Genomic DNA, 24,527 nt, shown 5'->3' with positions numbered 1-24,527 from the left:
CCGTGATGCCTCATGTCAATACCTCCGGATGGATTAGGTCGTTGCCTCACCTGTGACCTCCGGTTCGGCAGGAGTCGTTGCCTCACGTGTCTCCTCCGGTTCAGCCGGTCGCGGCACGGCGTTGCCGGGCGGTACGGCCCTTGGCCTGGGCGAGGGCTTCGAGGCGTCCGGTGTGGTGGAGGATCTCGCGTTGCAGGGCACCGAGGCGAAGCTTCTTGAACCGGGCGTTCATCGTGATCACGGGCCGTTTCCGGGTCGCGGGGTGGGCGAGGGCACGCTGGTGCGGGGTGGCGGCCTGGTGGTACTTCTTGACGACCTTGGCGCCGTCGCGGTGCTTGGAGGCCAGCTTCAGGCTGGGCAGGAAGTAGTTCGCGAACGCGTCATCCAACGCCCAGATCCGGTTCAGCAGCTCGAGCTCGGCGTCGGTGTCGTACCGGTAGTAGCCGACCAACTCCCGCACCCGGGCCCAGTTCTTCTGCTCCACGTAACAGCCGTCGTTCTTCTTCCCCGCCCGCCCGCGCGTGAACGTGATCTTGCGGGTCTCGCAGTAGTGCAGGAAGTGGTGGTTGATGAACTCCGACCCGTTGTCGGAATCGATCCCCACGATCGGGAACGGGAACATCCCGGCGGCGTGGTCGATGGCCTCGATCACCCACCGACGGGCCCGGTTCGGCACCGACCGGTTCACCGTCCACCCCGTCGCCACATCGGTCATCGTCAACGTGTAGCAGTACTCACCCGAGGCCACCCCACCGTCGTGGGCGACCAGGTCGATCTCGACGAACCCCGGCGTCGCATCGTCCCAGTCAGCGAACGTGCGGATCGGGATCTGGTGTTTCAACAACGACCCCGGCTTGGTGTGCGTCCGGCCGCGTAGCGTCATCCGCTTCCGCTCCCCGGCGAGCATCCGGTCGATCGTGGCCGCCGAGATACCGGCCAACAACTCGGCCTGGGTGTCGTCCAAGACGATCTCCCCCTCCACCCGCAGCAGGGGCACCAGCACGGGCATGAACGGCGCCAGGATCTTCCCCGCCGGCGCCCGCAACAGGGTCCAACAGCGCACCAGGGCGGGCAGCAGGTCATCGCCGTAGACCCGCGACCGCGGCTTGCGAGGCCGGACCGGTTTGACGACCAGCACCTCCCGTAACGCCGCCCGCGCATAGTCACGATGCCAGCCCGTCAACTCGACCAACTCGTCCAGGATCCGCGACTTCCCGGCCCGGTCCGCCCCCTTGTAGGCCAACGCCTTCTTCACCGTGACAGCCCTGCGCTCGCTCAAGGTCAGCTCCATCCCCGGATCGTTCAGGCGGAGACCCTTACGCGAGGCAACGACACCCCCGAACCGGAGAAACTCACCTGAGGCAACGACCCCCTCGAAGCGGAGGTCTTAGGTGAGTCAACTCGCCTTCTTGCTTTTAGTGACCTTGGACGGCTTAGATTACAGCCACCCGTTCCTATTAGCTTGGAGGCGAGATGACCCCCCATTCGCACAATGGTGGTTGGGACCCTGATAGCGGATATGGCGCCGACGGCGGCTACGACCCCGACAGCGGCTACGACCCCGACAGCGGCTACGACCCCGACAGCGGCTACGACCCCGACAGCGGCTACGACCCCGACAGCGGCAACCGCTGATCGACGACCCTTAGCAGGCCCCGGGACGGCGACGCTCCCGGGGCCCGTCTTTGGATCCACGCATGCTCGTCACCATGCGACGCAAAGCGTGTGGAAGGAAGCTTCTAGGCGGAAGAGTCTGGTGACTCCGCGCACATAATGCGACGGATGACCTCTCGATCATCGTGAGAAATTCGACCTCCGGCGACGACCTGCTCGGTCTCATCACCTTTGCCTGCAACAAGAACCACATCACCGCTGCGGGCCATTCGGAGGGCTGCCGCGATCGCATCGTCACGTCGAGGGATCTCTATGCATCCCGGGCATCCTGCCCGCACTTCGGCCCGAATGCGCGACGGTGACTCGCGGCGCGGGTTGTCGTCGGTCAGTACAACGACATCCGCGAGGTTCGCAGCCAGCTGACCCATAACGGGCCGCTTTGAACGGTCACGCTCACCGCCGGCCCCAAAGACCAAGAACAGCTGGCCACGCGCTCGTTCCCGAGCAGCCTGTAATGCCGTCCGTAAGGCGCCGGGATTATGAGCGGTGTCAACCATCGCGACAACGCCACCGGCCTCCGCAACCACCTCGAGCCGGCCAGGAGGTGGGCTCACTCGCTCGAGGGCCGCAGCCACCACCTGCGGGTTTCCCCCCACGGCAATGACGGCCACGGCAGCCAATAGAGCGTTGGTCACTGCGATGCTGTCGGTGAACGGAAATCTCACGGGAAATGTGTCCCCGCCGATGGCCAGCTCTCCCTCCAATCGGGAGGCATCACTTCGCACACGCACAAGGCGCACGTCACCGCCTTCTCCAACGGTCACGAGCCGAGCACCTCGCCTGACAACGGTTGCGCGGACCAAATCTCCTTGGGCGCAGTCAATGGGCATGATGGCAACTCCGTCGGGACGGAGGTGCTCCCCGAACAGCGACAGCTTCGCAGCCCAGTAGGCCTCCGACGAACCGTGAACGTCCAGATGGTCCAACTCGAGACCCGTGCAGACTGCAATATCCACCACGACGTTCTCGAACAACCCGTCAGCCAATAGTCCAACGAATGCCTCAAGTGCCATCGCCTGCGCCCCGGCTCTAGCTTGAAACTCGATCATCTGGGGAAGGTAGGAGTTTGATCTACGCACTACGGGCTTGTGAAGCACTCCATCGACGTCACTTATGCCGAGTGAGCTGTAGCCCGCCGCACGCCAGCCAATCGCCCGAAGAAGCTGCAATGTCACGGTACTTACCGTTGTCTTGCCGTTGGTCCCGGTGACGGCAAGGACAAACGGCCTATCGGGTGGAGGGGAAACCGGCTCGACCATCTTTGAACTCCTGAGGTAGGTAGCGCCCCATTGTGGCAGGCTGCCACCGACTTGCGAACTCCGACACTAAGAACCACCGGCGATCTGGAGGGCCATACGGCGAGATCAGGCACGCCCCGCCACGCTCGTCTCATCTTGAGCGCAGCCCGAGTGTGCCGGAACACACAGCGGCACTCCCCAACGCGCACACTCGTAGATGCGGCGATGGGGAGCTCAGGGATGGACGCTAAGAAGACCTACAGGTTGTAACCCACCGCACGGAGCTGTTCGCGCCCCTCGTCGGTGATGTTGTCCAGCGTCCACGGCGGCAGCCAGACCCAGTTGATCGTGGCCGAGTTCACCAGCGGGCCGAGGGCGACCTGGGTGTCGTACTCCAGCCGGTCGGTCAGCGGGCACGTCGGGGACGTGAGCGTCATGTCGATCGTGGCGTTGTTCTCGTCGTCGAGGTGGATCCCGTAGACGAGGCCGAGGTCGACCACGTTGACCATGAGCTCGGGGTCGACCACGTCACGCATGGCCTCCTCGAGGTCCTCGATGGTCGGACGGTCGGCCTGGATGGCCGGGGCCGAGCCCGGGGCGTCCGGGAACGTGTCCTTCACCAGGTCGGACGGGCGGGTCTGGTCGGTCATGACTCCTCCTTGTGGGTGAGTGCTTGGGCGACGGCGTCCTTCCAGGCCGACCAGCCCAGCAGGGCGCACTTCACGCGCGCGGGGAATTGGGCGACACCGAGGAAGGCGACGGCGTCCTCGAGGACGTCCTCGTCGGGCTCGTAGTTGCCCTGGCTGTGCATCATCTCGCTGAAGGCCGCGGCGATCTCGAGCGCATCGTCCACCGTCTTGCCGACCACGAGGTCGTGCATGACGGACGTCGAGGCCTGCGAGATCGAGCAGCCGATGGCGTCATAGCCGACGTCGACGACCGTCTCGCCGTCCAGGTGGACGCGCAGGAGCAGTTCGTCGCCGCACGACGGGTTGACGTGCGTGACCTCGGCCTCGTACGGCTCACGCAGGCCGGAGCCGTGCTTGGCCTTGTAGTGGTCCAGGATGATCTCCTGGTACATCTGTTCGACGCTCATCGCTTCCCTCCGAGGCCGTGCCCGCTGAAGAAGTCGCGGGTGTGGTCCAGCGCGTCGACGAGGAGGTCGATCTCGTCCGGGGTCGTGTACAGGTACACGGACGCCCGGGTCGACGCCTGGATGCCGAGTCGCTGGTGCAGGGGACGCGCGCAGTGGTGCCCACCGCGCACGGCGACACCCCGGCTGTCCAGGAGCTGCATGACGTCGTGCGGGTGGATGTCGAAACCGTCCGCGCTGGTCAGCGTGAACGAGATCGCTCCCCCACGGTCGACGGCCTCGGTGGGGCCGAGGATCCGCAGGCCGTCGACGTGCTGCAACTGCTCCAGCGCGTACGCGGTGAGCAGGTGCTCGTGCTGCGCGATGCGGTCCATGCCGATGGCGGTCAGGTAGTCCACGGCGGCGCCCAGCCCGATGACCTCGGCGATCGGCGGCGTCCCCGCCTCGAAGCGGGCCGGCGGACGGGCGTACGTGGAGCCCTCCATGCGGACGACCTCGATCATCTCGCCGCCACCCAGGAACGGCGGCAGCTTCTCGAGGAGCTCGTACCGACCCCACAGGACGCCGATGCCCGTCGGGCCGAGCATCTTGTGACCGGTGAACGCCACGAGGTCGGCACGGAGGGTGCCGACGTCGACGGGAATCTGCGGGACGGCTTGGGAGCCGTCCACCACGACCACCGCACCGACGGAGTGGGCCTGCTCGGCGAGCTGCCCTATCGGGTTGATCGTGCCCAGCACGTTGCTCACCCACGTCAACGAGACGACCTTCGTCCGCTCGTTGATCAGGCCGGACGCCGCGGCCGAGTCGAGGTCGAGGCGTCCGTCGTCGGTGATGTCGTACCAGCGCAGGGTCGCGCCCGTCCGCTGGCAGAGCAGCTGCCACGGCACGATGTTCGAGTGGTGCTCCATCACGGAGACCACCACCTCGTCGCCGGGGCCCAGCTTCAGGTGGTCACCGAGCGTGTGCGCAGCGAGGTTGAGCGCCTCGGAGGCGTTCTTGGTGAAGACGACCTCCTCGGTGCGCGCCCCGATGAAGGACGCCACCTTGGCGCGTCCGCCCTCGAAGGCCGCGGACGCCTCGCCACCCAGCGTGTGCATCGCCCGGGCCACGTTCGCGTTGTGCAGCAGCAGGTGGTTGGACATCTCGTCCACCACGCTGCGCGGCTTCTGCGACGTGTTCGCGGAGTCGAGGTACACCAGCGGGTGGCCACTGACGTGCCGCTGCAGCACCGGGAAGTCACCGCGGACGATTCCCGGCAGCGCGAAGGCGGCCGCGGGAGCCTGTGACTCCCCCAGCCACTCCGCCGCCAGGGACTCGGTGTCAGGCATTCGCACGCGCCGCCGCGATGTAGGCGTCGTAGCCGGTCTCCTCGAGCTTGGCCGCCAACTCGGGGCCACCCTCGGTGACGACGCGGCCGTCGACGTAGACGTGCACGAAGTCGGGCTTGATGTAGTTCAGGATGCGCGTGTAGTGCGTGATCAGCAGGACGCCGCGGTCACCCTGGGCCGTGTAGCGGTTCACGCCGTCGGCGACGACGCGCAGGGCGTCGATGTCGAGGCCGGAGTCGGTCTCGTCGAGGACCGCGTACTTCGGGTTGAGCAGCTGCAGCTGGACGATCTCGGCGCGCTTCTTCTCACCACCGGAGAAGCCCTCGTTCAGGGAACGGCCCGAGAAGGACGCGTCGAGGCCCAACTGGCCCATGGCCTCGTTGACCTCCTTGACCCACGTGCGGACCTTCGGGGCCTCGCCGTCGATCGCGGTCTTCGCGGTGCGCAGGAAGTTGGCCACCGAGACGCCCGGCACCTCGACGGGGTACTGCATCGCGAGGAACAGACCGGCGCGGGCGCGCTCGTCCACGCTCATCTCGCTGAGGTCGGCGCCGTCGAGGGCAACGGTGCCGGAGGTGATCCGGTACTTCGGGTGACCGGCGAGGCTGTACGCCAGCGTCGACTTGCCCGACCCGTTCGGCCCCATGATCGCGTGGACCTCACCCGGGTTGATCGTCAGGTTGACGCCCTTGAGGATCTCCTTGGGACCGTCCTCGGTGAGGACGTCGACGTGCAGGTCGTTGATGACGAGGGACATGGTGTTCAGGACTCCTGGTTGCTGTGCGAGTAGACGTTCGGGTCAACGGGATGGGCGAGGTCGACGAGCACATCGTCGCCCTCCACCCGGACGGGGTAGACCGGCACCGGCTGGGTGGCCGGCAGGTCGAGGGCCTCACCGGTGCGCAGGTCGAAGCGGCTGCCGTGGGCGAAGCACTCGATGGTGTGGTCGTCCACCTCGCCGAGGCTCAGCATGACGCGGCCGTGGCTGCACTCGTCGCGGATGGCGAACAGCTCGCCGTCGTGCTGGACGATCGCCACCAACTCGTCGCCGACCTCCGTCGAGAACGGCTTGTCGTCCTCGAGCTCGGAGGTGCTGCAGGCAACGAGCCAGCTCACGATGCGCTCACCGTCACCGCGAGCTCGCGCTCGACCTCGGCCAGCAGGCGCTCCTCGACGTCATCGATGCCGATGCGGCGGATGATGTCGGTGAAGAAGCCCAGGACCACCAGGCGCTTGGCCTCGAGCGGGTCGATGCCCCGGCTGGTCAGGTAGAACAACTGCTCGTCGTCGAAACGTCCGGTCGTGGAGCTGTGCCCCGCGCCGGCGATCTCGCCGGTCTCGATCTCGAGGTTCGGCACCGAGTCGGCGCGCGCGCCCTCGCTGAGCACGAGGTTCTTGTTGCTCTCGTAGGTCTCGATGCCCTCGGCCACCTTGCGGATCACGACGTCGCCGATCCAGACGGCGTGGGCGTCCTGCCCCTGGAGCGCGCCGCGGTAGTCGACGTTGCTCTTGGTGTGGGGGGCGTTGTGGTCGACGAACAGGCGGTGCTCGATGTGCTGGCCGGCGTCGGCGAAGTACAGGCCGAACAGCTCCGCCACGCCGCCGGGGCCGTCGTAGTACACGTTCGTGTGCATGCGGACGACGTCGCCGCCGAAGCTCACGTTGACGTGGCGGTAGGTGGCGTCCTTGCCGACGCGGGCGGTGTGCTCCGCGGCGTGCAGGGTGTCGTCCGCCCAGTCCTGCAACGACACGAACGTGACGTTCGCACCGTCCCGGACGTCGATCTCGACGTTCTCCAGCTGCTGGGTGGAGCCGGTGTGCCGGAACACGATCGTCGCCTTGGAGTTGGGCTCCGCCACGATGACGTGGACGGCGTTGCTGCGGCGCACGGCGTCCCGCCCGTCGATGTCGAGCCGGATCGGCTCGGCCAGCTCGGTGTTGGCCGGAATGCGCACGTACAGCGCGCTCTCGCAGCCGGCGTCCGCCAGCGCGGCCGGACGGTCGCCCGGCACGAGGACGCTCCCGCGCGGGGCCTGCTCGCGCTCCAGCGTCGAGGTCTCGACACCGTCGGGGACGTTGAGCGTGAACTCGACGGCGGGATCGCCCTCGCGGTCCTCGTTCGGACGCTCCTCGAGCAGGGCCTTGATGCGGCGGATCGGGGTGAACCGCCACACCTCCTCGCGCCCCTGGGGAACGGGATGGTCGGCCAGGTCGAAGCTGGGCTGGGGATGCAGGTGCGACTCGAGCGATTCGAGCGCGCCGGCGACGTTGGGAACTTCGGTGATGGTCACAGTCTTCTTGTCCTCCGCGCGGGCGTCAGCCCACGGCTCCTTCCATCTGCAGCTCGATCAGTCGGTTCAGTTCGAGGGCGTACTCCATCGGCAGCTCACGCGCGATGGGCTCCACGAAGCCACGCACGATCATCGCCATGGCCTCGTCCTCCTCCATGCCGCGCTGCATCAGGTAGAACAGCTGGTCCTCGGACACCTTGGAGACGGTGGCCTCGTGGGCCATCGACACGTCGTCCACCTGCACGTCCACGTACGGGTACGTGTCCGAGCGGCTGATGGTGTCGACCAGCAGGGCGTCACACTTCACGCTGGACGCGCTGTGGTGGGCGTTCGGCTGCACCTCGACGAGGCCGCGGTAGGACGCGCGCCCACCGCCGCGGGCGACGGACTTGGAGATGATGCTGCTGGACGTGTGCGGGGCGGCGTGCACCATCTTGGAGCCCGTGTCCTGGTGCTGGCCCTCACCCGCGAACGCGATCGACAGCGTCTCGCCCTTGGCGTGCTCGCCGAGCAGCCAGACGGCCGGGTACTTCATGGTGACCTTGGAACCGATGTTGCCGTCGATCCACTCCATGGTCGCGCCCTCCTCGCAGGTGGCGCGCTTGGTGACCAGGTTGTACACGTTGTTCGACCAGTTCTGGATCGTCGTGTAACGGACGCGGGCGCCCTTCTTGACGACGATCTCGACGACGGCGCTGTGGAGGCTGTCGGACTTGTAGATCGGCGCCGTGCAGCCCTCGACGTAGTGGACATAGGAGCCCTCGTCGGCGATGATCAGCGTCCGCTCGAACTGGCCCATGTTCTCGGTGTTGATCCGGAAGTACGCCTGCAACGGGATGCTCACGTGGACGCCCTTGGGGACGTAGATGAAGCTACCGCCGGACCAGGTGGCCGTGTTCAGGGCGGCGAACTTGTTGTCGCCGGTCGGGATGACAGTGCCGAAGTACTCCTCGAAGAGCTCCGGGTGCTCCTTCAGGCCCGTGTCGGTGTCGAGGAAGATGACGCCCTGGCGCTCGAGCTCCTCGTTGATCTTGTGGTAGACGACCTCCGACTCGTACTGCGCGGCGACGCCGGCCACGAGGCGCTGCTTCTCGGCGTCCGGGATGCCGAGGCGGTCGTAGGTGTTCTTGATGTCCTCGGGCAGGTCCTCCCACGTCTGGGCCTGCTTCTCGGTGGACTTCACGAAGTACTTGATGTTGTCGAAGTCGATGTCGCCGAGATCGGCGCCCCACGTGGGCATGGGCTTGCGCCCGAACAGCTTGAGGCCGCGGAGGCGGCGCTCGAGCATCCACTCCGGCTCGTTCTTGCGGGCCGAGATGTCACGGACGACGTCCTCGTTGAGGCCACGCCGCGCGTTGGTGCCTGCCGTGTCGGTGTCGTGCCACCCGAAGCGATAGTTGCCCAGCGCTTCGAGGTGCTCGTCCTGGGTGGCGCCGAGGCCTGGGGCCTGGGTCTGGGTCATGAGACCTTCTTCCTCTCAACAGGATGGGGGATGTGCGTCGTGCACACCCCGTCGCCGTGGGCAATGGTCGCGATCCGCTGGACATGGCTGCCCAACAGCTCGGAGAACAACCTGGTTTCGGCGGCGCAGAGCTCGGGGAACTCCTTCGCCACGTGCGAGACCGGGCAGTGGTACTGGCAGAGCTGGGTGCCGGACGCCACCGGCTGCAGGTTGGCGACGTACCCCTCTTCGTTCAGCACCTCGGCCAACGCCTCGGCGGGGGTGCTGTATTCCGCGCCCTCGGCGGTGAACCGGCGGCGGACCTCGTCCATCGTCTTCTCGGCGAAGGCGGTGACCGCGTTGGCCCCGCCGGCCTCGCGCAGGAAGTGCAGGGCCCGGATCGCCAGGTCGTCGTAGGAGTGGTGGAACGTCTCGCGTCCGGCGTCCGTCAGGACGAACACCTTGGCCGGACGCCCACGCCCCCGATGACCGTAGACGCGCTGGTCACGTGCCTCGAGGTGCCCGGTGTCGGTCAGGATGGAGAGGTGCCGGCGCACGGCCGCCGGGGTGAGCTGGAGCCGTTCGGCCAACTCAGCCGCCGTGCTGGGTCCGTGCTCGAGGATGCTCCGGGCCACGCGATCCCGGGTCGAGGCATCATCAACGAGCACATCCGTCCCCCCCGAAGTCAGATCCGTCATCTCGCCTCCTCACCGTCGCATTAGGCAATCCCATTGTTGCAAATATCTGGGTCCACGCAAACCAGCGGGTCACGGAGTGGACGCCGAGGGCTCGGGTTCGGTGCGCCGAGGGCTCGGGTTCGCTGCGCCGAGGGCTCGGGTTGGCTGCGCCGAGGGCTCGGGTTCGCTGCGCCGAGGGCTCGGGTTGGCTGCGCCGAGGGCTCGGGTTGGCTGCGCCGAGGGCTCGGGTTGGAGCCCTCGGCGTCCTGAACCGGAGCCCTCGGCGTCCAGCCTCAGACGGTATGAGCAGCCCCTGATGGGTTGAGGGGGTTGACGGGCCGGGGCCTCGCCGCGCATGTTCGTGGGTTACCGAACGGGAGCGGGTCCTGGTCGGCCTATCCACAGTCGTAGGAGGCCCCGGTGTTTACAGAGCGTACGAGTGTTGGGCTGGACCTGCACGCGCGGAGCGTGGTCGCGGCCGCGATCGACACCGTGACAGGCATGACGAGGACGGCTCGGTTGGTGCCGTCGCACAAGGTGGTCCTGGAGTGGGTCCACGCCCTTCCCGGCCCGGTGGCGGTCACCTACGAGGCCGGACCCACCGGCTACGGGCTCGCTCGAGCGCTCACGAACGCGGGGATCCGGTGTGTGGTGGCGGCTCCGTCGAAGATCGTCCGGCCCGCCGGGGATCGGGTGAAGACCGACGCGAAGGATGCCCTGTTGCTGGCGCGCCTGTTGCGGATGGATGAGGTCACCGCGGTGCGGGTTCCCAGCCTCACAGAGGAGGCCGCCCGTGACTTGGTCCGCGCCCGCGAACACGCCCGCATCGACCTGATGGCCGCCCGCCACCGGCTGTCGAAACTGCTGCTGCGACACGGGCACGTCTACAACGGCGGCCATGCGTGGACCCCTGACCACCAGCGGTGGCTGCGTGGCATCCGGTTCGACCAGTACGGCACCCAGGCCGCGTTCGACACCTGCTTCGAGGACGTGATCTTCACCGCCGCCCGCCGCACCCAGTTGGACCACCAGATCGAAGCCATGGCGGCCGACAGCGAGTTCACCCCGATCGTGAACCGACTCTGCTGCCTGAGGGGGATCGCCACGTTGACCGGGTTCGGGCTCGCGGTCGAGGTCGGCGACTGGACCCGCTTCGACGGCAACAGCATCGGCGCGTTCCTGGGTCTGGCACCGGGCGAGGCGTCCACCGGCAACAAACGCCTCCACGAACGGTGGCTCGACTTCGACGCCCGCCACAAGCGGCCCGGGATCGCCAACACCGCGATCGCCCGCGAGCTGGCCGGCTGGTGGCTGGACGCTGGCCATCATGTAGCCCGGCAGGCCACCAAACGTTCACCACGCCGGTTGGCACGCGTATTGGGGTGACCCGCGTTTCGACTGTGAACCCACACACCGGGGTTCGTCCTCAGACCAGCGGCTCCGCCCCTGCCGAACAACCCGTCAAGCGGTAACCAACCCGCGCATGTCAGTCTGACCATCGCGTCGACGACCACGCCGAACGCCAACCGGCACCGTGAACAAACCGCGAAGTGGTGTCCCCAAGACCCGGGGACACCACTTCGCCACGACCACGTGACAAGAAAGGGTCACATATCAGTCGTCGGGGAAGTCGTGCGAGAGGTCGTCGGAGAGGTCGTCGGCGTCCATGAGGGCCATGCTCAGCAGCGCCGCATCCCAGCCGAACGGGGTACCCACGAGCACCCCACGCCGGCGGACCCACAGCCCGCAGTCCTCGAACTGGGCAAGACAGCGGTCGAGGCGCGCGTCGCTGATGTCCCGCCAGATGGGGTCAGCGTCGTCGCGCGAGGGACCCGCGAAGTTCGCGCCGCTCCTCCACCACATGTCCCGCAACTCCTGCTCGGTGGCGGCCCCGCCGTAACGCTCGCTCACGCGCAGCAGGACACCGAGCAGCGGGCCAGCGTCGTACTCAGCTCGCTCCAACAGTCGGACGAACAGCTCCAGTCCCAGCCGGACCCAGGCCTCCGGATCAGCAGGCTCGGTGGGGACCGGCACAGCCCTGCGGCCCCGAATCTCCACGAGACCGCTCTCAACCGCCGGATACCAGAGTCGATCGAGTGGCAGACAGTCCCCGGCGCTCCGCCATGACTCCAGCGTCGCCCGGGCAAGCAGCGCCTCGGCGTCCGGGTCCTCGGGGATCGAGCCACCACCACCCTGGTACCAGTCGCGCTCCCACTGCCACAGGTCCAGCGCGCGGTAGGCCTCCCGCGCCACGGCGGGACGCAGCACGCCAGACCCCGTCACCTCCCGCCCCTCGCCGATCCATTCGGCCAGGGCCAGAACCTTCTCCACGAACCCGGCCGAGCGAACGTGGGGGGCACTCTCCGCCGGGTCGGAGGGATAGAGATTCCCCTCGTCATCGGGCTCGAATCCCGCGCGATCCAAGGCGTCGGCGTCCAGACGCGGCGGCCGGGGCAGGCTCCAGCCCGGCGGAAGCTCCCCCGACCGCAGGACCGAGCCCGCGGCGTCCGACAGTGCACTCCCCATGCGACTGCCCGCGAAGCCGGCGTCGGGCGATCGGCTCATGCGCTCGGCGTCTGGGAGCGCGTTCCAGGCCTCCACGATGCGCTGCAGGCGCGCGTTGGCCTCGTCCATGTCGGGAACGTCGTCGAAGTCGATGCCGATCTCGCGACCGAACGCCATCAGGGACTTGCTCGAGGAGTAGTTGGAGGCGTCCGCGCAGGCGTCCGGCATGCGTTTGCCCGCAGCCTTGGCCTCACGCAGGAGCGCGGCAGGCTCCGCGGACGCCCCCGCCATGCGTCCCGTCGAGCGCAGGAACCGCCAGAACGAGTCGAGGGTCGACACAAGGACGCCGACGTCCGGGCAGTCGGGACCATGCGCCGGCCAGCGCACGAGCATGAGGTGTTCGACACTCTTGGCAGGCCACCGGTTGGCCGCCCAGCCGTCGTGCGTGGCGCGCAGGTCCAAGGCGGTCTCGAGGAGGTCGCGGTCCAGGGCACGCTTCCGTTCGGACGCCCAGCGCTCGGCATGGCGCAACAGGAGTTCGTTCTCATCCACGGCGCGATCCTGCCATGCATGACCCGCCGAGGGCTCGGGTTCGCTGCGCCGAGGGCTCGGGTTCGGTACGCCGAGGGCTCGGGTTGGGGACGCCGAGGGCTCGGCTCGGGCGGTTGTCCACAGGCCGGCGAATTGAACGCCCTGATACCTGGCGCACCGCCCAATGTCCCGGCATGCACTCGCTCTCCAATGTCCCCGCCGACCCGAACGACGCCGCCGGAGCTCTGGTCAGGATGAAGCTCCGACGCGGGTACTTTCTCGACAATCCGCCTGACGACGCGTACGCCATCCACCTCGAACGCATGCGGGCGGCGCTCCCGCGCATGGGTCCGACCTCGTACTTCGCGCGTTCCTCGGCGGCGCTGATCCATGGTCTTCCGGTCTTCTCCGCGGACCTTGATCGCGTGCACCGAGTGCACACCGACGGCGGACATGGACAACGGACCGGGCCCTCGCACACCTACAAGACTCCGCTGAGGCCACCCGAGACGACCGAAATCGACAACTTCCGGGTGACGTCGCTGGCGCGCACCGCTGCGGATCTCATGCGCCGAACTTTCTTCGGCCCCGCCCTGGCCATCGCGGACGCGGCCCTGCGCCTCGGCTGCGATCGTCAGTCTCTCCTGCTGGAGGTCAAGGGAGGACGCGGTTGCCGCCACTCCACCGAAGCCGCGCTGAGGGCGGATCCACGAAGTGAATCACCCTATGAGTCGCTGGTTCGAGCGAAGATCCTGCAGGCCGGCCTGCCCTTGCCGATCTTGCAGTTCGAGTTCTTCGATGCCCAAGGACGGTTCCTCGGGCGCAGTGACTTCTACTGGCCCGAGCACAAGCTCGTGGGCGAGTTCGATGGCAAGGTGAAGCTGACCACGCTTGTCAGACCCGACGAAACGCCCGAGGACGTCTTGGCGCGACAGGCCCTCCGGCAGGGACGCATTGAAGCCCTCGGCAACAACTTCGTCCGATGGATCAGCGAAGACGTGCACGAGCCCGGCGCGATCGAGGAGTCGCTCCGCCGGTTCATCGGTGACATTCGTGTCGATCACGGCATGTGTCCGGAAGCGCACGACCACCGCCGTCCCCGGAATCGCGGGCGGTGAGGACGGTGGAGCCCTCGGCACACCCAACCCGAGCCCTCGGCACACCCAACCCGAGCCCTCGGCGTCCCCAACCCGAGCCCTCGGCGCACCGAACCCGAGCCCTCGGCGGGTTCTCTCGGCGGAGTTGTGGAACGGACCAAAAAGCTCCACTACGAGGCGTAGTGTTCCAAGCGGCGCCACCCGCGCCCAGTCCAGAACGAACGAAGGAATCACCCGTGGCAACCCGCCGGCTGATGGCCCCGATCCTGCTCCTGTTCACCCTCCTCGCCGTCGCCGGGTGTTCGGCGACACCCCCCTCGGCGTCATCCGGTCACACGGGCGGGGGTGAGGCGAACATCCAGCTCCCCGACCTCGCGGCCGCGACGTTCCTGGGCGGTGCCGTCAACGGCCGGAGCCTGCTGCTCATCGGCCTCGTCGTCTGCCTCGGCGGCTTCGCCTTCGGGATCTCCAGCTACCGCAAGCTCAAGCAACTGCCGGTCCACCAGGCGATGCGGGAGATCTCCGAGCTGATCTACGAGACCTGCAAGGCGTATCTGAAGCAGCAGGGCAAGTTCCTGATGATCCTGTGGGTCTTCATCGCCAGCGTCATCTTCGTCTACTTCAAGTTCCTGGTCGGCTCCGGCTGGGGACAGGTCCTCATCATCCTGGGCTTCAGCCTCATCGGCATGGCCGGCAGCTACGGCATCGCGTGGTACGGCATCCGCGTCAACACCTTCGCGAACGGACGCACGGCGTTCGCGTCCCTGCGTGGTCGCCCGTACCCGCTGCACCAGATCCCGCTGCGGTCCGGCATGAGCGTCGGCATGGTGCTCATCTCGGTCGAGTTGTTCATGATGCTCACGATCATGCTGTTCCTCCCCGCCGAGATCGCCGGGTCCTGCTTCATCGGCTTCGCGATCGGCGAGTCGCTGGGGGCGTCCGCGCTGCGCATCGCCGGCGGCATCTTCACCAAGATCGCCGACGTGGGCTCCGACCTGATGAAGATCGTGTTCAAGATCAAGGAGGACGACGCGCGCAACCCCGGCGTCATCGCCGACTGCACCGGTGACAACGCCGGCGACTCGGTCGGACCGTCCGCCGACGGCTTCGAGACCTACGGCGTCACCGGCGTCGCCCTGGTCACGTTCATCATGCTGGCGATCCCGCCGAGCGAGTCCGTCCTTCAGGCGTCCCTGCTGGTGTGGATCTTCTTCATCCGCGCGATCATGGTCATCGCCTCGGGCGTCTCCTACGCCGTCAACGCCGCGATCACCAGGTCGCGCCACGAGAACGCCCACGAGATGGACTTCGAGGCCCCGCTCTCCTCCCTGGTGTGGATCACGTCCATCGTCTCGATCGTCCTCACCTTCGCCACCTCGGCACTGCTCATCCCGCACCTGGGTGACGGCACCACGTGGTGGAAGCTGTCGATCATCATCTCCTGCGGCACCCTCGCGGGCGCGCTCATCCCCGAGTTGGTGAAGGTGTTCACCTCGACCAAGAGCAAGCACACGCAGGAGGTCGTGAAGTCGGCCAACCAGGGCGGTGCGTCCCTCGACATCCTGTCGGGCCTGGTCGCGGGCAACTTCTCCGCGTACTGGCTGGGCATCGCCATCGTCGCGCTGATGGGCGTGGCGTACGGCATCGCCACGGCCCTGGGCTTCGGCGACGACATGAAGGCCCCCGCGGTCTTCGCGTTCGGACTGGTCGCCTTCGGCTTCCTGGGCATGGGCCCGGTCACCATCGCCGTCGACTCGTACGGCCCGGTCACCGACAACGCCCAGTCGGTCTACGAGCTGTCGCAGATCGAGGACGTCCCCAACGTGACCGAGGAGGTCGAGCGCGAGTTCGGCTTCACCGCCGACTGGGACCGCGCGAAGCGGCTCCTCGAGGAGAACGACGGCGCCGGCAACACGTTCAAGGCGACCGCCAAGCCGGTGCTCATCGGCACCGCGGTCGTGGGCGCCACCACGATGATCTTCTCGATCATCATGGGCCTGACGCTGGGCATGACCGAGAACCTCGGAAAGCTGAGCCTGCTGCACGCACCGTTCCTGCTGGGCCTGATCACGGGTGGCGCGATCATCTACTGGTTCACCGGCGCGTCCATCCAGGCGGTCACCACGGGCGCGTTCCGGGCGGTGGAGTTCATCAAGGACAACATCCACCTGGACGAGAACGCGACGCGGGCGTCCGAGGAGGACAGCAAGCGTGTCGTGGAGATCTGCACGATCTACGCCCAGCGCGGCATGTTCAACATCTTCCTCGGCGTTTTCTTCTTCACCCTCGCGTTCGCATTCCTGGAGCCGTACTTCTTCATCGGCTACCTGATTTCGATCGCCCTGTTCGGCCTCTACCAAGCCATCTTCATGGCCAACGCGGGCGGCGCCTGGGACAACGCCAAGAAGATCGTCGAGGTCGACCTGGACGCCAAGGGCACCGACCTGCACGACGCGTCCATCGTCGGCGACACCGTCGGCGACCCCTACAAGGACACGAGTTCGGTCGCGCTGAACCCGGTCATCAAGTTCACCACCCTGTTCGGCCTCCTCGCGGTCGAACTCGGCGTGATCCTGACGGCCAGCGGTTACGGCACGCTGGTGCACGTGCTCGCCGCGGTGTTCTTCGTGGCGGCGTCCTGGTTCGTGTGGCGCTCGTTCTACAAGATGCGCATCGATGCGCCGATGCTCACCGCGGCCGACATCCTCGCGCAGCGTCGCGAGCGTTTGGACGCCTGAACCGGGGGTCCACCACTTTCCACAAGTGAAAACTCCGGGGTCGAATTGGCTTGCCCGACCCCGGAGTCATCCCCTTATTGTGCTTCCCTGAGCAGCCGACGGCGGCTGCGCGCCAACGACGACGCACACAAAGGGGTCACGTGACCGCTCCAGCAGGCATCCCCGGACGTCCGGGCAGCAATTCCTCCTCACGCAGCACACCGGGACGCCCCGGTCGGGTGGCCCGCCGGCTCGGGCTCCTCGGCGTCGCCGGACTGGCCCTGGCGGGGTGCTCGACCACCGCCCAAGGCGGTGGCGCAGCGCGTCCGGCCGGTGGAGAGGCGAACCTGCACCTGCCCGACCTGTCGCTGGCCACCTTCTTCGGCGGGGCCGTGGACGGCCGCACGGTGCTGCTGTTCGGGATCGTGATGAGCCTGCTCGGTCTCGCCTTCGGCCTGTGGAGCTTCCTGGGGTTGCGCCGACTGCCGGTGCACGCGGCGATGCGTGAGGTGTCCGAGCTGATCTACACGACCTGTCAGGCGTATCTCAAGCAGCAGGGCAAGTTCCTGATGATCCTGTGGGCGTTCACGGCGTCGGTGATCTTCGTGTACTTCCAGTTCCTCGTCGGGACGCCGCTGGGCCAGTCGCTGGTCATCCTCGCGTTCAGCCTGCTCGGCATGGCCGGCAGCTACGGAATCGCCTGGTTCGGGATCCGCGTCAACACCTTCGCCAACTCGCGCACCACGTTCGCTTCGCTGCGCGGACGCCCCTTCCCGCTGCACCAGATCCCGCTGCGCTCCGGCATGAGCATCGGCACCGTCCTGATCAGCCTCGAGTTGCTCATCCTGCTGCTCATCCTCCTGGTGCTGCCCGCCGGGATCGCCGGCTCGTGCTTCATCGGCTTCGCGATCGGCGAGTCGCTGGGCGCGTCCGCGCTGCGCATCGCCGGCGGCATCTTCACCAAGATCGCCGACATCGGCTCCGACCTCATGAAGATCGCCTTCAAGATCAAGGAGGACGATGCCCGCAACCCCGGCGTCATCGCCGACTGCACCGGTGACAACGCCGGCGACTCCGTCGGACCGTCCGCCGACGGCTTCGAGACCTACGGCGTCACCAGCGTCGCGCTGGTCACCTTCATCATGCTGGCGGTGGGCGGCCAACTGCTCGGCCCGGACGCCATCCCCGCAACCCAGGCGACCCTGCTCGTGTGGCTGTTCACGGTCAGCGCGACGATGATCGCCGCCTCGCTCGTCAGCTACTTCATCAGCTCGGCCATCACCAAGCGGGCCCACGACAACTCCGACCACTTCGACTTCGAGCGCCCCCTGACCGAGCTGGTCTGGATCACCTCGGGCATCTCGATCCTGGCGACCTTCGGGGTGTCGTGGCTCCTCATCGCCGACCTCGGCGACGGCACCCTGTGGTGGAAGCTCGCGGCGATCATGTCGTGCGGCACCCTCGCCGGCGCGCTCATCCCGGAGATCGTCAAGGTGTTCACCTCCGTCAAGAGCCGCCACGTCCAGGACATCGTGGAGTCGTCGAAGCGCGGCGGAGCCTCGCTGAACATCCTGTCCGGCCTGGTCGCGGGCAACTTCTCGGCGCTGTGGCTCGGCATGGCGATCGTCGCCCTCATGACCGTCGCCTACCTGCTGTCCATGCTCGGCCTCGGCGCCATCATGGTCGCCCCCGGGGTGTTCGCGTTCGGGCTCGTCGCGTTCGGGTTCCTCGCCATGGGCCCGGTGACGATCGCGGTCGACTCCTACGGCCCGGTCACCGACAACGCCCAGTCGATCTACGAGCTCTCCACCATCGAGGACCTCCCCGACATCTCCCAGGAGATCAAGCGAGACCACGGCTTCACGCCCGATTTCGAACATGCCAAGCACCTGCTGGAGCTCAACGACGGCGCCGGCAACACGTTCAAGGCGACCGCGAAGCCCGTCCTCATCGGCACGGCCGTCGTCGGCGCGACCACCATGATCTTCTCGATCATGATGCTGCTCACCTCGGGCATGACCGCCAACATCGACAAGCTCAGCCTGCTGTACGCGCCCTTCCTGCTGGGGCTGATCATGGGCGGCGCGGTGATCCACTGGTTCGCCGGGGCGTCCATCCAGGCCGTCACCACGGGCTCGTTCCGCGCGGTCGGCTTCATCGCCGACCACATCAAGCTGGACGGGGTGACCAAGGCGTCCGTGGCCGACTCGAAGCGTGTGGTGGAGATCTGCACCCAGTACGCGCAGAAGGGCATGTTCAACATCTTCCTGGGCGTGTTCTTCGCCACCTTGGCGTTCGCGTTCACCGACCCGTTCTTCTTCATCGGCTACCTGGTCTCGATCGCGATCATCGGCCTCTACCAGGCGATCTTCATGGCGAACGCCGGCGGCGCCTGGGACAACGCCAAGAAGATCGTCGAGGTCGACCTGGACGCCAAGGGGACGCCACTGCACGACGCGTCCATCGTGGGCGACACCGTCGGCGACCCCTACAAGGACACCTCGTCCGTGGCCCTGAACCCGGTCATCAAGTTCACCACGCTGTTCGGCCTGCTGGCCGTCGAACTGGGCGTCTCCCTGCGCGACTCGGAGAACCACGTGCTGGTCGCGGTGCTGGCCGTGGCGTCCTTCCTCGCGGCGCTGCTGTTCATGTGGCGCTCGTACTACGCCATGCGGATCGACACCGGCACCACCACCGAGGTCGACATCGCGCCGAGCGAGGACGTCCCGTCGGACGACCCTGCGGATGGCCCGGTGGCGATTGTCCGGTCGGACAACGACCCGTCGGACGACCCCGTGGACGTCACCCGGGGCGGCGTGAACGTGCACACGGTGGGCAAGCCGGGCCTCTGACGGGAGTCGCATCGCGACGCAGCTAGACTGCCCGGCATGTCCACTGCCGCCGCGCTCGCCCTCAGCGGGGTTGAGTTGGCCTTCGGCGACAAGCGCGTACTGGACGGCCTGAGCTTCACCGCCGCCCCGGGCGCCGTGACCGCGCTGCTCGGCCCCAACGGAGCCGGCAAGACCACCACGATCCGGGCCGTGACCGGCCTCGTGAAGGCCTCATCCGGCGACGTGTCCGTGCTCGGCCGCCGGCCCGGCGACCCGCACGCGCTGGCTCGGCTCGGCCTCATGCCCCAGTCGACCGGCGCATGGTCCGGCATCCGCCCACGCGAACTGCTGCGCTACCTCGCCAGCCTGTACGCCAACCCCCAGCCCGTCGACGCGCTCATCGACGCGCTCCACCTCGGCGACTTCGCCGACACGCCGTACCGCCGGCTCTCCGGCGGACAGCAGCAGGCCGTCAACCTCGCGGGCGCGCTCATCGGACGCCCCGAGTTCGTCCTGCTGGACGAGCCCACCGCCGGCATGGATCCCCACGCCCGTCGCCGCACCTGGGCGGTCATCCGGCAGTTGGCGGACGCCGGCGTCGGCGTCCTGTTGACCACGCACGCCATGGACGAGGCGGCCCAGCTCGCTGACCACGTCTGGATCATGGACGCCGGCCGCATCACCATCAGCGGGACCGTCGCGGAACTGACCGCCGAGGCGTCCCTGGAGGACGTCTTCCTGCGGAACACGAGGGCGGACGCATGAGCACCTCGCCCGACTCGGGGAACCAGACCCTGGACCTCTCCCCCGCCCCTGCGCCGGCGCCCCGCACCGAGCGCGTCCTGAGCCATGCTCGCACCGAGGCGACGCTGCTCCTGCGCAACGGCGAGCAGTTGCTGCTGGCGCTGGTGATCCCGGTCGCGGTGCTCGTGGCGGGCATGTTCCTCGGCGACCGGATCGGCCTGGACCCGGCGCTGCTGCCCCCGTCGGTCCTCGCGTTGGCCCTGTGGTCGACCTCCTTCACGTCGTTGGCGATCAACACCGCCTTCGAACGCCGCTACGGCGTCCTGGAACGCCTGGTGGCCACACCGCTCACCCGGGGCGACCTGATCACCGGCAAGGCCCTCGCCACCGCGGGCGTGGCCGCCGCGCAGGTGCTGGTGCTCGCGATCATCGCGGCGGTGCTGGGCTGGCGTCCGGTGCTGGACGCGCTGTCGCTGGGGATCGCTGTGGTGGCGTCCCTGCTCGCGCTGGTGACCTTCGCCGGGTTCGCGCTGGCCCTGGCCGGACGCCTCCGAGCCGAGGCGACGCTGGCGATCGCCAATCTCATCTACCTGGCCGTCGCAGCGGGTGGCGCCCTCGTGCTGCCGGTCAGCTCCTACCCGACGTGGGCGGAATGGCCGCTGCGGCTGACCCCGTTCGGAGCCCTCGGCGAGACCCTCCGGGACGCCTCGGTCGGGTCGGCGGGCGCGCTCCCCCTCCTGATCCTCGCCATCTGGGCGGTCGTCGCCCTGCTCGTCGCCCGAAAGGCCTTCCGATGGACCTCGTGACCCTCCTGCGCCGCCTCACCGTCGCCAACCTCGTCGCCAACATGGCGATCATCTGGACCGGCGCCCTCGTCCGCCTCACCAAGTCGGGCCTGGGGTGCGCGACGTGGCCGGAATGCCAGCCCGGCAGCTACGTCGCCCGTCCCGAGGACGGCCTCCACGGCGCCATCGAGTTCGGCAACCGCCTGCTGACGTTCGTCCTGGCGGCGATCGCGCTGGCCACGGCCATCGTGGCGTGGCGGGCGTTCCGCCGTCGGGTGGCGCCCCTGCGCCTGTTCGAGCTGTCGATCGGCGTGGGTCTGGGCATCATCGCGCAGGCGGTCATCGGCGGGGTCTCCGTGTTGACGCAGCTGGATCCTTGGGTCGTGGGCCTCCACATGGTGGCGTCCGTCGCGTTGATCCTGATCACCCTCGAGATGGTCCGCCTCGCGTACGGGCGTGAGCCGGCGCCGGCGTCCGGACGCCTCTACGCCCTCACCCGGCTCGTGTTCCTGTTGGGCATGGTCGTCGTCGCGCTGGGTGTGGTCGTCACCGGTTCGGGGCCGCATTCGGGCGACGGCGCCGCGACCCGCAACGGCTTCAGCCCCGAGTGGACCGCCAAGATCCACGCCTGGTCGGTGTGGGCGTTGGTCGCGCTGACCGTGCTGGGTCTCCTGTGGGCCTGGTCGGACGCCCGCCTCCGCCGGGTGTGGCTGGCGCTGCTGGCGACCGAACTGCTGCAAGGGGTCATCGGCTACGTCCAGTACTTCACCCACCTGCCGACGGTCCTGGTGCTGCTCCACATGATCGGGACCACCCTCTTCGTCGTGGCCCTCGGCCACGCCTGGAACGCGACGACCTACGCAGGGCTGGGCGCGGGGTCGCCGGCGGCTGGGGCCGCGGAAGCGCCGAGGGCTCGGGTTCGAAGCGCCGAGGGCTCGGCTTCCTAGCGCCGAGGGCTCGGCTTCCTAGCGCCGAGGGCTCGAGCCTGTCAAGTTGTCTGTGTGTGAGTGGGTCGGTTCACTTTCAGTTGATGTGGTTGTTGAGTCGGTCGGGGAAGGCGATGAGGAGGGCGCCGAGGGCGGCCTTCCAGCCTTGGGTGGTGGCGCCTTCTACGAGGTAGCCCGGTGCGGTGCGGGACTCGCCCTTGGGTTTGCCGGCTTCCTTGGCGCGTGCTCGGGCTCGCTTGTCCTCGATGTCACGGATCGCCAGCCACAACAGTTTCACGACGGAGTCGTCGTTGGGGAAATGGCCGCGGTTCTTGATGATCTTGCGTAGCTGGTAGTTCAGCGATTCGATCGCATTCGTCGTGTAGATGATCCGTCTCACTTCGGGTGGGAATTCCAGGAACGGGATGAACCTTTCCCACGCGTTCTCCCAGGTAGCGACGGTGGCGGGGTACTTACGACCCAGGTCACTGCCTGCGAACTCCAACAAGGCTGTCTCGGCGGCCTCGACCGTGGGGGCGGTGTAGACCGGCCGTAGGGCCGCGGCGACCCGCTTGCGGTCGGTGTAGGACACGAACCGCATCGACGCGCGGATCAGGTGCACCGTGCAGGTCTGCACGATCGCGCGCGGCCAGGTGGCTTCGATGGCCTCGGGGAACCCGGTCAGCCCGTCGCAACACACGATGAGCGTGTCGGTGATGCCGCGGTTGCGGAGCTCGGCCAGCACACCGGCCCAGAACTTGGCGCCCTCGCTGGTCTGGACCCAGATCCCGAGTACGTGTTTCACGCCGTCCAGATCGATCCCGACCGCGATGTGGGCGGCCTTGTTGCGGACCTGGTGGCTGTCGCGGACCTTGACCACCAGCGCATCGAGGTAGATGACCGGGTAGACCGGGTCCAACGGCCGGGACTGCCACGCCTTGACCTCATCGAGGACGGCGTCGGTGATCTTGCTGATCGTCTCATGGGACAGCTCGGTGCCGATCGTGCGCGCGAGGTGGGCCTGGATGTCACGGATCGTCATCCCGCCCGCGTACAGGCTGATGATCATGTCGGCCAGCCCGCCGACCTGCCGTTCGCCCTTGGGCACCAGCCGGGGCTCGAAGGTCGAGTGCCGGTCCCGGGGGATGTCCAACGGTATCGACCCGACCTCGGAATGCACCGTTTTCGGGGTGGTCCCATTCCGGGAATTCGGCAACACCCGACCCGCCGGGTCGCCCTTGGCGTATCCCAAATGGGAGGTCAACTCGGCGCCCAATCCGCGCTCGAGAACGGCCTTGATCATTTCGGGGATGAACCCGCCCTCGCCGGTCAGCTGCAGGGCGCCCTCATCGATCCGGCCCATCAAGTCGTCCAGCAGGCCGGCATCCAACATGTCCTGGATCGCCTCACGCGCTGACGGGCGAGCACCCTCCAGCGGCCCGAACGGACCCGACACAGTCTCGTCGTTCGTCGTCATCGTCACAGTCTCTACTCCCTTGAGTCAGGGACCCCTCCCACACAGACCATCTGACTTACATGCTGGTATGACTGCGCGGGGGTCGTGACCCTACGTCTGACTGGCACCCTGCTGGGTTGCCGATGGAGTGATCCGTCCGACCCTCGCGCAGCTAGCGGCACCGGCCGGTCGGGCCATGACCTAATACGAGCCTGACCCATCGCACGGGATCTGGTGTGAGTCCTGTCTGACCGGCCCGGCCGGCGCCGAACCCATCGGCAAGGAAGGGCAGCACCATCATGACAAACCAACAGAACAATGTGGGTGGCGTCGATTCGCACAGCGACACGATCCACGTCGCGGTGATCACCGGGATCGGCCAACCCGTGGCCGATCGGGAGTTCCCCACCACCGTGGCCGGCTACCGACGAGCCGTTGCTTGGCTCATCGAGCGAGGGCCCCTGGACAGCGTCGGCGTGGAGGGCACCTCCAGCTACGGGGTGGGCATCACCACTGAACTCCTCACTGCCGGGATCCAGGTGATCGAGGTCAACCGCACCCGCCCAGCAGATAAGCGCAAGCAGGGCAAGAGCGATCCGCTCGACGCCTACCGAGCTGCTCGCTCGGTCTTGTCGGGTGAGGCCACCACCAGCCCGAAGAATCCCAGTATCGAACCCCTCCGTGCGCTCAACATCGCCCGCCGATCCGCGGTCAAGGCCCAGCAGGCCGCCTGGCGGCAGATCAACGCCCTTCTGGTCAACACCCGCCCCGAACTGCGGGACCGCTACCGAGGACTGCCCGAGGCGAAACTCCTCACCACCCTGCACGACAGCAGACCCGACCAACTCCACAACAGCGACGACGCCGACACCATGCACGCGTTACGCACGCTGGCTCGACGACACCGTGCCCTCGCCGATGAGATCAGCCAGCTCGACGAACGAATCCTGCGCCGCGCCCGCCGCGCCAACCCAGCCCTGATGGCCATCAAGGGCGTCGGCCCAGCCATCGGCGCGCAACTCCTCCTCACCGCAGGCGAGAACCCAGACCGACTCCGTTCGTCTGCCTCCTTCGCCGCCCTGTGCGGAACCGCCCCCATCCCCGTCTCCTCAGGACGCACCGACCGGCATCGCCTCAGCCGAGGAGGCGACCGGCAAGCCAACGCCGCCCTGCACCACATGGTCAAGGTC

Annotated in this window: 21 protein-coding genes; 9 read left to right on the top strand and 12 right to left on the bottom strand. The window is 67.6% G+C overall.

Features of this window, described 5'->3' with window-relative positions:
- Positions 1 to 100 precede the first annotated feature (100 nt).
- Positions 101 to 1,291 (bottom strand): integrase catalytic domain-containing protein, encoded by a 1,191-nt coding sequence (locus AC5YDV_RS17875; RefSeq protein ID WP_496182577.1) that lies wholly within the window; start codon positions 1,289 to 1,291, stop codon positions 101 to 103.
- 182 nt (positions 1,292 to 1,473) lie between these two features.
- On the opposite strand from AC5YDV_RS17875, the gene AC5YDV_RS17870 reads away from it, so the two are divergent.
- On the top strand, positions 1,474 to 1,635 hold the full coding sequence (locus tag AC5YDV_RS17870; protein ID WP_496185007.1) for a hypothetical protein: 162 nt from the start codon (positions 1,474 to 1,476) through the stop codon (positions 1,633 to 1,635).
- Positions 1,636 to 1,739: 104 nt separating this feature from the next.
- Here the strand turns inward: AC5YDV_RS17870 and AC5YDV_RS17865 are convergent, their stop codons facing one another.
- The 9 genes from AC5YDV_RS17865 to AC5YDV_RS17825 all read right to left on the bottom strand — a co-directional run bounded on the left by AC5YDV_RS17865 (position 1,740) and on the right by AC5YDV_RS17825 (position 9,766).
- Positions 1,740 to 2,933 carry a Mur ligase family protein gene (locus tag AC5YDV_RS17865; protein WP_496185006.1) on the bottom strand — a complete coding sequence of 398 codons (1,194 nt, stop codon included), beginning with the start codon at positions 2,931 to 2,933 and terminating at the stop codon, positions 1,740 to 1,742.
- A 236-nt stretch (positions 2,934 to 3,169) separates the two neighbouring features.
- The gene (locus tag AC5YDV_RS17860; RefSeq protein ID WP_496185005.1) at positions 3,170 to 3,562 is read right to left on the bottom strand and encodes a metal-sulfur cluster assembly factor; all 393 of its coding nucleotides are present in this window, start codon (positions 3,560 to 3,562) and stop codon (positions 3,170 to 3,172) included.
- Positions 3,559 to 4,008, bottom strand: coding sequence for a Fe-S cluster assembly sulfur transfer protein SufU (gene sufU, locus AC5YDV_RS17855; protein ID WP_496185004.1), 450 nt, complete (start codon positions 4,006 to 4,008; stop codon positions 3,559 to 3,561). The genes AC5YDV_RS17860 and sufU overlap by 4 nt, the downstream gene beginning before the upstream one ends.
- Positions 4,005 to 5,336: a cysteine desulfurase gene (locus AC5YDV_RS17850; protein WP_496185003.1), complete on the bottom strand. Its 1,332-nt coding sequence runs from the start codon at positions 5,334 to 5,336 to the stop codon at positions 4,005 to 4,007. The genes sufU and AC5YDV_RS17850 overlap by 4 nt, the downstream gene beginning before the upstream one ends.
- Positions 5,329 to 6,093 carry a Fe-S cluster assembly ATPase SufC gene (gene sufC, locus AC5YDV_RS17845; protein WP_496185002.1) on the bottom strand — a complete coding sequence of 255 codons (765 nt, stop codon included), beginning with the start codon at positions 6,091 to 6,093 and terminating at the stop codon, positions 5,329 to 5,331. Before sufC ends, AC5YDV_RS17850 begins: the two co-directional genes overlap by 8 nt.
- Before the next feature lie 5 nt (positions 6,094 to 6,098).
- A complete protein-coding gene (locus AC5YDV_RS17840; RefSeq protein ID WP_496185001.1) occupies positions 6,099 to 6,452 on the bottom strand; it encodes a non-heme iron oxygenase ferredoxin subunit in 354 nt (117 codons plus the stop codon).
- Positions 6,449 to 7,627, bottom strand: a complete 1,179-nt coding sequence (gene sufD, locus AC5YDV_RS17835) for a Fe-S cluster assembly protein SufD (RefSeq protein WP_496185000.1) — start codon at positions 7,625 to 7,627, stop codon at positions 6,449 to 6,451. Before sufD ends, AC5YDV_RS17840 begins: the two co-directional genes overlap by 4 nt.
- 25 nt (positions 7,628 to 7,652) lie before the next feature.
- On the bottom strand, positions 7,653 to 9,089 hold the full coding sequence (gene sufB / locus AC5YDV_RS17830; protein ID WP_496184999.1) for a Fe-S cluster assembly protein SufB: 1,437 nt from the start codon (positions 9,087 to 9,089) through the stop codon (positions 7,653 to 7,655).
- On the bottom strand, positions 9,086 to 9,766 hold the full coding sequence (locus AC5YDV_RS17825) for a helix-turn-helix transcriptional regulator (protein ID WP_496184998.1): 681 nt from the start codon (positions 9,764 to 9,766) through the stop codon (positions 9,086 to 9,088). The genes sufB and AC5YDV_RS17825 overlap by 4 nt, the downstream gene beginning before the upstream one ends.
- Positions 9,767 to 10,165: 399 nt before the next feature.
- Here AC5YDV_RS17825 and AC5YDV_RS17820 point away from each other — a divergent pair, with 399 nt between their 5' ends.
- On the top strand, positions 10,166 to 11,131 hold the full coding sequence (locus AC5YDV_RS17820; RefSeq protein ID WP_496184997.1) for an IS110 family RNA-guided transposase: 966 nt from the start codon (positions 10,166 to 10,168) through the stop codon (positions 11,129 to 11,131).
- A 228-nt stretch (positions 11,132 to 11,359) separates the two neighbouring features.
- On the opposite strand, the gene AC5YDV_RS17815 is transcribed toward AC5YDV_RS17820, so the two are convergent.
- Complete coding sequence (locus tag AC5YDV_RS17815; protein WP_496184996.1) at positions 11,360 to 12,802, bottom strand: hypothetical protein; 1,443 nt, start codon at positions 12,800 to 12,802, stop codon at positions 11,360 to 11,362.
- 113 nt (positions 12,803 to 12,915) lie between these two features.
- Here AC5YDV_RS17815 and AC5YDV_RS17810 point away from each other — a divergent pair, with 113 nt between their 5' ends.
- The 6 genes from AC5YDV_RS17810 to AC5YDV_RS17785 all read left to right on the top strand — a co-directional run bounded on the left by AC5YDV_RS17810 (position 12,916) and on the right by AC5YDV_RS17785 (position 21,902).
- Positions 12,916 to 13,899: a hypothetical protein gene (locus tag AC5YDV_RS17810; protein WP_496184995.1), complete on the top strand. Its 984-nt coding sequence runs from the start codon at positions 12,916 to 12,918 to the stop codon at positions 13,897 to 13,899.
- 233 nt (positions 13,900 to 14,132) lie between these two features.
- A complete protein-coding gene (locus AC5YDV_RS17805) occupies positions 14,133 to 16,616 on the top strand; it encodes a sodium-translocating pyrophosphatase (protein ID WP_496185009.1) in 2,484 nt (827 codons plus the stop codon).
- 218 nt (positions 16,617 to 16,834) lie between these two features.
- Positions 16,835 to 19,447 carry a sodium-translocating pyrophosphatase gene (locus AC5YDV_RS17800; protein ID WP_496185008.1) on the top strand — a complete coding sequence of 871 codons (2,613 nt, stop codon included), beginning with the start codon at positions 16,835 to 16,837 and terminating at the stop codon, positions 19,445 to 19,447.
- Between the two features lie 36 nt (positions 19,448 to 19,483).
- Positions 19,484 to 20,191, top strand: coding sequence for an ABC transporter ATP-binding protein (locus AC5YDV_RS17795; RefSeq protein WP_496184994.1), 708 nt, complete (start codon positions 19,484 to 19,486; stop codon positions 20,189 to 20,191).
- Complete coding sequence (locus AC5YDV_RS17790; protein ID WP_496184993.1) at positions 20,188 to 20,976, top strand: ABC transporter permease; 789 nt, start codon at positions 20,188 to 20,190, stop codon at positions 20,974 to 20,976. Before AC5YDV_RS17795 ends, AC5YDV_RS17790 begins: the two co-directional genes overlap by 4 nt.
- On the top strand, positions 20,964 to 21,902 hold the full coding sequence (locus AC5YDV_RS17785) for a COX15/CtaA family protein (RefSeq protein ID WP_496184992.1): 939 nt from the start codon (positions 20,964 to 20,966) through the stop codon (positions 21,900 to 21,902). Before AC5YDV_RS17790 ends, AC5YDV_RS17785 begins: the two co-directional genes overlap by 13 nt.
- A gap of 76 nt (positions 21,903 to 21,978) precedes the next feature.
- On the opposite strand, the gene AC5YDV_RS17780 is transcribed toward AC5YDV_RS17785, so the two are convergent.
- The gene (locus AC5YDV_RS17780; RefSeq protein ID WP_496192546.1) at positions 21,979 to 23,274 is read right to left on the bottom strand and encodes an IS256 family transposase; all 1,296 of its coding nucleotides are present in this window, start codon (positions 23,272 to 23,274) and stop codon (positions 21,979 to 21,981) included.
- Between the two features lie 362 nt (positions 23,275 to 23,636).
- Here AC5YDV_RS17780 and AC5YDV_RS17775 point away from each other — a divergent pair.
- Positions 23,637 to 24,527 (top strand): IS110 family RNA-guided transposase (locus AC5YDV_RS17775; protein ID WP_496192544.1); only part of this gene is annotated, 891 nt, incomplete at its 3' end.

It is taken from the genome of Propioniciclava sp. LT432 (assembly GCF_059515965.1).
This window is presented reverse-complemented; position numbering and strand designations above follow the sequence as displayed.

Coding starts and splice junctions, on each gene's coding strand:
- sufU (WP_496185004.1), bottom strand. CDS start 4,008: ATGAGCGTCGAACAGATGTACCAGGAGATCATCCTGGACCACTACAAG.
- AC5YDV_RS17850 (WP_496185003.1), bottom strand. CDS start 5,336: ATGCCTGACACCGAGTCCCTGGCGGCGGAGTGGCTGGGGGAGTCACAG.
- AC5YDV_RS17785 (WP_496184992.1), top strand. CDS start 20,964: ATGGACCTCGTGACCCTCCTGCGCCGCCTCACCGTCGCCAACCTCGTC.
- sufB (WP_496184999.1), bottom strand. CDS start 9,089: ATGACCCAGACCCAGGCCCCAGGCCTCGGCGCCACCCAGGACGAGCAC.
- AC5YDV_RS17805 (WP_496185009.1), top strand. CDS start 14,133: ATGGCCCCGATCCTGCTCCTGTTCACCCTCCTCGCCGTCGCCGGGTGT.
- sufC (WP_496185002.1), bottom strand. CDS start 6,093: ATGTCCCTCGTCATCAACGACCTGCACGTCGACGTCCTCACCGAGGAC.
- AC5YDV_RS17875 (WP_496182577.1), bottom strand. CDS start 1,291: ATGGAGCTGACCTTGAGCGAGCGCAGGGCTGTCACGGTGAAGAAGGCG.
- AC5YDV_RS17825 (WP_496184998.1), bottom strand. CDS start 9,766: ATGACGGATCTGACTTCGGGGGGGACGGATGTGCTCGTTGATGATGCC.
- AC5YDV_RS17780 (WP_496192546.1), bottom strand. CDS start 23,274: ATGTTGGATGCCGGCCTGCTGGACGACTTGATGGGCCGGATCGATGAG.
- AC5YDV_RS17865 (WP_496185006.1), bottom strand. CDS start 2,933: ATGGTCGAGCCGGTTTCCCCTCCACCCGATAGGCCGTTTGTCCTTGCC.
- AC5YDV_RS17795 (WP_496184994.1), top strand. CDS start 19,484: ATGTCCACTGCCGCCGCGCTCGCCCTCAGCGGGGTTGAGTTGGCCTTC.
- AC5YDV_RS17870 (WP_496185007.1), top strand. CDS start 1,474: ATGACCCCCCATTCGCACAATGGTGGTTGGGACCCTGATAGCGGATAT.
- AC5YDV_RS17790 (WP_496184993.1), top strand. CDS start 20,188: ATGAGCACCTCGCCCGACTCGGGGAACCAGACCCTGGACCTCTCCCCC.
- AC5YDV_RS17860 (WP_496185005.1), bottom strand. CDS start 3,562: ATGACCGACCAGACCCGCCCGTCCGACCTGGTGAAGGACACGTTCCCG.